Source organism: Sphingorhabdus sp. (genome assembly GCF_046292425.1).
Taxonomy (GTDB): Bacteria; Pseudomonadota; Alphaproteobacteria; order Sphingomonadales; family Sphingomonadaceae; genus Sphingorhabdus_B.
In genome coordinates this window covers 1-7,167 of sequence record NZ_JBKBQV010000084.1, presented here as the reverse complement: position 1 = coordinate 7,167, position 7,167 = coordinate 1, and the positions used below count along the sequence as shown (strand labels likewise).

Below are 7,167 nucleotides of genomic sequence, written 5' to 3'. Positions count from 1 at the left end.
GGACGGGGCTGGCGTGCGTGGAATTGGCGGCTATCATTTTTTTTATCATTACACCCCACACGACCGGGGACGTGTCGGGCTACACGCTGCTCGCCGTCGGGCTCACCAATGCCATCATGTTTCCGACTATTTTCACGTTGGCATGTGAGAAACTCGGTTCACGCGCCGCTGATGGCTCCGGCATTATCAACGTTGCGATTGTCGGCGGTGCAGTCATCCCACTATTGACCGGCATCATTGCGGATTTGACCTCTAGCCTTGCATTGGCGTTCATGCTGCCGATGGCGTGTTATGCCGTCATTGCTGGATTTGGGTTCTACGCACGTAGACCGGCCTAGTCGGCGGTGCCGCGGCGCCGCATATTGAGCAGCAATAACGTTGCGACCATAGCAAGCGCCGCCAGCAGCAGGAATAAGGCGTAGAAACCGTATTTTGGCACCAAAGCAAGCGTCAGCCATGGCATAATTAATGACGGAAACGTGTTTGTCAGATTGAAAATGCCAAGGTCACGTCCGCGTGTGTGGGGACGGGGAAGCACACGCAGAGTCTGGCTGGAATGCAGCGCAAGGAATATGCTGCTTGATAAGCCGAACGCAACATAGCCAATAATTGCGATTGTCAGATTGGGGGCAAACGCCATTATGACCAATCCGGCCGCCGCAATGGCCGATCCCCAAATAAGCGGAAGAATGGGACGACTGGCGCGGTCGGACCAACGGCCGACGGCTAAAGCGAGAAACACTGCAAACCCCAGAACAAACGCAAAGATAGTTGCCGCAGTATTGGCGGTAAAATCTGGCTTAAGGCTACGAAACCATAATAATAAAAATGCAAATAATGATGCTTCGGCGATCTGAACCAGCAGACGGGCGAGCCACATTTGCACGGTTCCCCGTTTGTGGGTCGTGATGCGACTCTTTTGATCAATTCCGGTACCGTTCGGGTGCATCAAATGTGGCATCGCCACTGGCCTTCCTGCAAAAAGCAAGGGGCAGACCAACAGCATTACAAATATGCCTACTAGCACTTCCCGATTTTCAAAGGGCACCAGCCACTCCAGTGTGACCACAGCGCCTGACAAGGCCCCCAAGGCAGGCGCGAGCGCCAATAGGCCACCGAGCAGACCCTTTTGCGAGTCCGGTATGCTGTCGCCTGCCCAGGCGGCAAGCGGCGCAAGCATCATATTGAGGCTAACCTGCCAGATAACAATCATAGATATGAGCAACGGCACCGATGTCGCCAGCGGCATGGCGAGCAGCATTGACGTCGACAGGAACAAGCCAGCCATTATCCACGGACGCCGTGTTCCAGTAACGTCGCTTGCCCAACCGAAACCGATATTGGCGACACTTGCTGCAATTGCGCCGGCAAACGCGGCAATAGCGAGGACATCCAAAGCATCATCACCTGCCAAGGAAGTCGCGCGCAGGGGCAACAATATCGTCAGGAACGGTATATAGGCAACTGCCCCGCCAGACACCGCCAGCGCATACATATACATGAAGCGCGCCGACTGCCGGTCAGGACCAGCTGTGCTAATGCCTGGCTCCGCCGCGGGGTGGGGCGGTGCTGCTGCGCTCAACCAAACTACCCCCTGTCACCACAGGCTGATTTTCCACGATGGCGTCACCATTTGTAATGAGCAGCTCTACAGCCTTGGAAAAAGTGGCGGCGATCGGTTGATCGACAGCAGTAAGCTGCGGCACCGTGAAACGCACGACAGGGGTGTTGTCAAAACTGATCAGCGACAAATCTTCCGGAACATTCAATCCACGCTGGTTTGCGGTATCCAAAGCGGCAAGCGTCATCTGGTCGTTGCTCGCGATGATGGCAGTCGGAGGCGATTTCAGGTCAAGCAACAGATTCGTCGCCTTCACACCGCTTTCATAACTGAAATCCCCTCTTGTGCAGAGGTCTTCGGTGACAAGCCCGGCCGCAGACATCGCCTCGCGCCAACCATCGATTCGCCAGTTGGAAAGGTCATATTCCTCCGGTCCCGCGATACAGCCGATGCGGCGATGGCCCAATGCGATCAGATGTTCTGTCGCGCGGCGTGCCGATCCTTCGTCGTCCATCGTCATGGCGATGCCGGGGCCCGAGGCAATCGACCCGATCCGCGCAAACGGTATTTTTTGCTTGGCCAGAAAGCCAGTGATCAACGGATTGTCCGAGTGCGGCGGGGTAAGAATGACTCCGTCAGGTTGAAGTGCTGCAATTGTGGCACCCAACTCGCGCTCTACATGGTCGTTATGTGTGTCGACCAGTTCGAATATCATACGATAGCCGTGCTCGGCGCATTTCAACATGCCGCCCAGCAACATCTGGTCCACCCAATCCGTGCCTTGCCGCGATTGCCAGTCGGCAATCGTGCGTTCGCGGTCGTTTATCGCAAGGATCAGGTACGAACGCGACCCGCTCATTCGCTGCGCTGCAATCGACGGGACATAGCCAAGCCGGTCAATGGATGCCTGCACCCGTTCTTTCATGACCTGGCGCACGTTCGGTTCATTGTTAATGACCCGGCTCACCGTCTGCAGGGATACCCCTGCATCGGCCGCAACATGTTTGATCGTGACTGCTTGGCGGCGTCTCGCCATGTTTTAATTACCCTTGTTGACGCCCTGCATGCAGGCCAGTCCTTTGTCCTTGTCCTCGCTACATTGATAGATGCGGATCCAGTCAATCAACAACGCAGCAGGCGTCACGTCTGGCGCAACGCCTTTATCGTTGTTCTTTTCTGACAGGCCGCCCCCAATGGCAAGGTTGGCCATGATGTAGAATGGCTGGTCGAATGGCGCAACGGGATTTGACTTTGCCAGCGGCGAAGCTGAGTCCCAATCTGCATGGGTTAGTTCCCAATATTTGCGGCCATCCAGATAAAAGCGCATCAATCCTTCACCCCATTCGAGCGTCCAGATATGAAAATCATCGGAAGGCAGTGCGTTGGATGGCAGTGCGACACGGGTATCTTTAAATCTGTTATTTGGCGCATAATCACCGAAATGCAGCGCACTGATCATCCGGTTTTCGCCGACATCGCCCTTACATGTTTCGCAGCTCGCGCCGAGGTTAACGCCTTCCAATATGTCGATTTCGCCCGAGCGTGGCCACCCGCCATATTTGTTGTCAGCAGGCATCATCCAGACCGCAGGCCATGTTCCTTGCCCTTTGGGTGGCTTTGCACGAAATTCAATTTTGCCATATTTCCAGCTCGCAAGCCCCAAGGTTCGAATTTTCCCTGATGTGTATTCCTGCGTCTTTTGTCCATTGGGGTTGTCTGCAATTTCAGGCGGCCGGTCGGGACCTGTGAACGGCTCCTTTCGCGCCATGAGGTGCAGAAAGCCTTCGGCTACGCGGATATTCTGGGGCCGGTCGGTATAACATTGCCTTTCATGGTTCCCGCCGCCCCAGCAGGATTCTTCAGGTCTCCATTTTTCACGGTTGAGTTCTGTGCCGCTGAATTCGTCTGACCAGACGAGGCTCCATCCAGCCTGCGGAACTGGCGGACCAGTATTTACGGTTGTGCAGGCGGACATTCCGGCCATAGCGAAAAGTAAAACCAGTTTAGACCGCATGAAATGTCTCCTCGGACGTGAATGAAACAAAAACGGGCCCAAGTCATACGACGAAGGCCCGTTTTCAAAAAACATCAATTATGAACGTCAGAATTCAAATCTGGCAAGGAAAGTAAAGCGCCGGTCATTGCGGAAGGCCGAGCGGGTGGCACGGGTTCCGTCAAAATCTATGACCTGTGATGTCTGCGTTACTTCATCAAGCAAGTTCACACCCTGAATGCCAAGCTTAAGCTGCTTGGACACAGAGACGAATATCGATCCATCCAACTGCCCCGTTGCCTCGCCGTAAATGGGCGAGAACGGGAAGATCACGTCGCGCGGCGTCTGCAGGAAGTCGGACCGCCAGTTATAGGCAAGGCGCGCTGACAACGGGCCTTTTTCATAAAATGCCACTGCGTTGATGGTGTGCTTTGACACGCCTGCGAGCGGCAATCCGCCAACAAACGGGCTTTGTTCCGCGCCAAGGTTCGAGTTATTGAAATCACCTGCGTCGACATAAGTGTACGTTAATTGCGACCCCAGACCGCTCAGGAAGCTTGGCAGGAAGTCGTAAGTTTGCTGGTAGGCAACTTCGACGCCCTTCAATTTGCCGCCGTCACTGTTTACAGGACCGTTGACCAGTACGCTGGTGGTCACGCCGCTCGGGCTGGTAAAATTACGTTCAACAGCGCCGCCATTCACGATGCCCTTAATGTCCTTGTAAAATCCAGATATGGACAACGAGCCGACGCGGTCGAAATACCATTCGAATGATAGGTCGTAATTCCACGATTCCGTTGGCCGAAGCAGGCGGTTACCAGTGAAAATCTGGAATAATGGTCCTGTTTCGAGCGTTCCGGCTGCACGCAAGTTTGTCGTGTTGTCGGAAATTCCGCCACCTGTAGCAAAAGACGACAGATCAGGCCGGGAAATGCTTTTGGATACCGCGCCACGCACGAGCATGCCATTGCCGAAGTCTAACCTGGCGTTGAAACTCGGCAGCCAGTGATCGAATTTGATGTTGGAACTATCATCAATCACTTCGCCGCTGAAAACAGATGCGAATTGCGCAAGGCGCGTGGGTGAAAGGCTGCAATAGCCTGGCAAGACCTGTCCGGGCTGAGTTGCGCCGCATGAAGCCTGCAGCTCGGCTACGCTCACGCGACCGTCGCCATTGCCACCAGGAGGTGTGTCGAAAAATTGGCCAGTCGGGAAACCGATTGACCCGCCGCTGCGAACAATCGTTTCGACATAACGCAGACCAATGTTGCCGTTCAGCGAGATGTTTCCGCCGAAGTCGGCACCGAAGTCGGCGCGGGCATAGGCCCCAAACGTGCTTTCTTCGACGTCCGAGACTTCGCCTGCAGTCCATGGGCCGCCGGGCAATGCGTTGGTGCGGGCAGAAATCGGAAACCAAGCATTTGGCGTTAGCGTATAAGCTGTAATAGCCGATGCCTGTTGCTGGATCGCGCCGCTAAGATAGTCGGCAACAAGGTTATCGCCGCCAAAGAAGAAGGCCGAGCCGTTGCCTAAGGGCACTGGCGCGTTTCCGCGCTGGAAATTGTCGCCAAAAGGATTGCGTACCTGCGAGGAATTCGGGAAGTCCTTTGCATAAGCACCGCCGCAACCAAAGGCTTGGAAATCACCGCAGTTCCAGTTGCCGCCGCGACCCGTCCATGGTGCGCCCAAATTGCCCCAGTTGGAGAAATTGGCGCTGCGGGTTACGCGGTTGCGATCACCCCAACGTGCGCCAAAGCGTGCCTTTTTGAAAAATCCGTCTTCGCTGACGTCATATTCGCCGTCGAAGCGCATGCTGGTAAGTTCACCTTCGTTCTTCACCTGATTGTCGATGAGAAACCAGTAAAAAGTCCGCGCAGGGTCATTAAAATAGGATGCCGGGGAATTCGATGTGCCCGGTTCAAGAAACTGAACAAGCGGCGTGCTGCCCGTGTTATCGATAAACACATCCGAGTAGGTTTGCATCGCGGAAATGAAGCCGTCTTCGGTCCGGTCCGACTTGATGTGCTGTACTTCGAAATTAAACCGCAAGCGGTCGGTTGGCGTCAGTTTGATCTGAGCGGAATAATCCTCTGTCTTAGCTGCATCCTCACGCTGGAAACGCAGTAGCTCGGTCGGGATTCCACGTCCGCCAGTAAAGGGTTGCAACTGGGTAAGCGTGCCAGTGGCAAACTGATTGCCATTAAACGTCGGGGTCGTCCCCGGTGCAATAACAGGGAACAAAGCGTCATCATTAACCAGCGCCAGAACGGCAAATTCATTTAGAGTGGCTTCGGTTTCTGCCCGCAAATATTCAAGCGTGACTTGGGCGCGGCCATCATTGCTTTCCCATTGACCGACCGCCGAATAAGCATTGCGATCACGCGTGAGGTCCGTGGTGCGGACGCCCGCACCCTTTGGCACGAACAACGCGCCTGCTGGCGGAAAATTGGACTCATTCAGTTGCTGATCGCCTGAAAAACCTCCGGAACCTACCGGACGCACGCGAATACATGGGGCATCGAGCGAAGGCGCCCGGTAGCAAGGGTCGGTGATTTGAGATGCGTCCGTCCGCGTTATGAGCTCCGATTGCGCATAAGCCAGTTGAATGCCAAAGGTACCGATACCGGTTTCAAAGGTGTTTGAACCAAGGATGGAAAAACCGGGCGACCATTCTTTGGCGAGATCACCATAATTGCCTTCAACGGTGCCGGCGATGTGGAAACCAGGCTTATCAAGCGGCTTGCGGGTAACGAGGTTCACTGTCCCCGAAATACCGCCATCGATCATGTCTGCAGTGTTGTTTTTGAATACCTCGACCCTGCCAAGCAATTCGGGCGATACGTCGTTGAATGACAGTTCACGGCCACCATTGGCAGAAAAGATATCACGGCCGTTCAGCTCCGAACGTACAAAGGGCAGTCCGCGGATGATAACGCCTGAACCTTCGACCGAAAAACGGTCAGGGTCATTACGTTGTTCGAAACGCGAAATGTTAACGCCGGGGACGCGCTGAAGTGCTTCGGCGACCGACCGGTCAGCAAGCGCGCCAATGTCTTCAGCCGTAATGACGTCGACAAAAGTGTCAGCGTCACGTTTTATATTCTGGGCGCTTTCGAGCGATTTTTTGAAGCCGGTGACGATGATGGCATCTTCAGCCTCGCTAATTGCGGCTGCTTCATCCGGTTGGTCAGCGCTTTGTGCGAACACTGGCTGTGTTGAACATAGAGCAATACTGGACGCTGTCGTCAAAACAGTAAGTCGCTGTAATCGCGATGCTCCGAATAAAGATTTGCGTGCCAAATGATCCTCCCTGATGATTGAGTCGGAGGGTATTCATCCCACCTTTGTTACATGTATATCTACAATTGAGAGCGTTCACAAGCAATAAAAATGAACGTTCACAATTTGCAGTTGAACGCTATGTTGTTATGGGGATGTGCAAGGGAGAGGCCAATGGCAATCGAACATATAATCATAGTAGGTGGCGGAACGGCAGGCTGGATGGCGGCTGCAGCGTTGTCGCGTATTCGCGCAGGCCGTGTGGTTGAGATCACACTCATCGAATCCGAGGAAATCGGTACTGTCGGCGTAGGTGAAGCGACGATCCCTCCGT

5 protein-coding genes and 1 pseudogene are annotated in these 7,167 nt (G+C 54.4%); 2 read left to right on the top strand and 4 right to left on the bottom strand.

Features of this window, described 5'->3' with window-relative positions; all coding sequences use genetic code 11:
* Positions 1 to 338, top strand: a pseudogene (locus tag ACK4S7_RS12805) (glucose/galactose MFS transporter); the annotation flags it as partial.
* Here the strand turns inward: ACK4S7_RS12805 and ACK4S7_RS12800 are convergent.
* The 4 genes from ACK4S7_RS12800 to ACK4S7_RS12785 all read right to left on the bottom strand — a co-directional run bounded on the left by ACK4S7_RS12800 (position 335) and on the right by ACK4S7_RS12785 (position 6,854).
* On the bottom strand, positions 335 to 1,582 hold the full coding sequence (locus tag ACK4S7_RS12800; RefSeq protein WP_409647546.1) for an MFS transporter: 1,248 nt from the start codon (positions 1,580 to 1,582) through the stop codon (positions 335 to 337). The pseudogene ACK4S7_RS12805 and the gene ACK4S7_RS12800 sit on opposite strands and share 4 nt — an antisense overlap.
* The gene (locus ACK4S7_RS12795) at positions 1,536 to 2,597 is read right to left on the bottom strand and encodes a LacI family DNA-binding transcriptional regulator (RefSeq protein WP_409647543.1); all 1,062 of its coding nucleotides are present in this window, start codon (positions 2,595 to 2,597) and stop codon (positions 1,536 to 1,538) included. The genes ACK4S7_RS12800 and ACK4S7_RS12795 overlap by 47 nt, the downstream gene beginning before the upstream one ends.
* A 3-nt stretch (positions 2,598 to 2,600) precedes the next feature.
* Entirely contained in the window at positions 2,601 to 3,575 is a 975-nt protein-coding gene (locus tag ACK4S7_RS12790) for a family 16 glycosylhydrolase (protein ID WP_409647540.1), read from the bottom strand.
* Positions 3,576 to 3,662: 87 nt separating this feature from the next.
* The gene (locus ACK4S7_RS12785; protein ID WP_409647537.1) at positions 3,663 to 6,854 is read right to left on the bottom strand and encodes a TonB-dependent receptor; all 3,192 of its coding nucleotides are present in this window, start codon (positions 6,852 to 6,854) and stop codon (positions 3,663 to 3,665) included.
* A gap of 153 nt (positions 6,855 to 7,007) precedes the next feature.
* Here ACK4S7_RS12785 and ACK4S7_RS12780 point away from each other — a divergent pair.
* The coding region (locus ACK4S7_RS12780; protein WP_409647549.1) for a tryptophan 7-halogenase at positions 7,008 to 7,167 on the top strand (160 nt) is incomplete at its 3' end.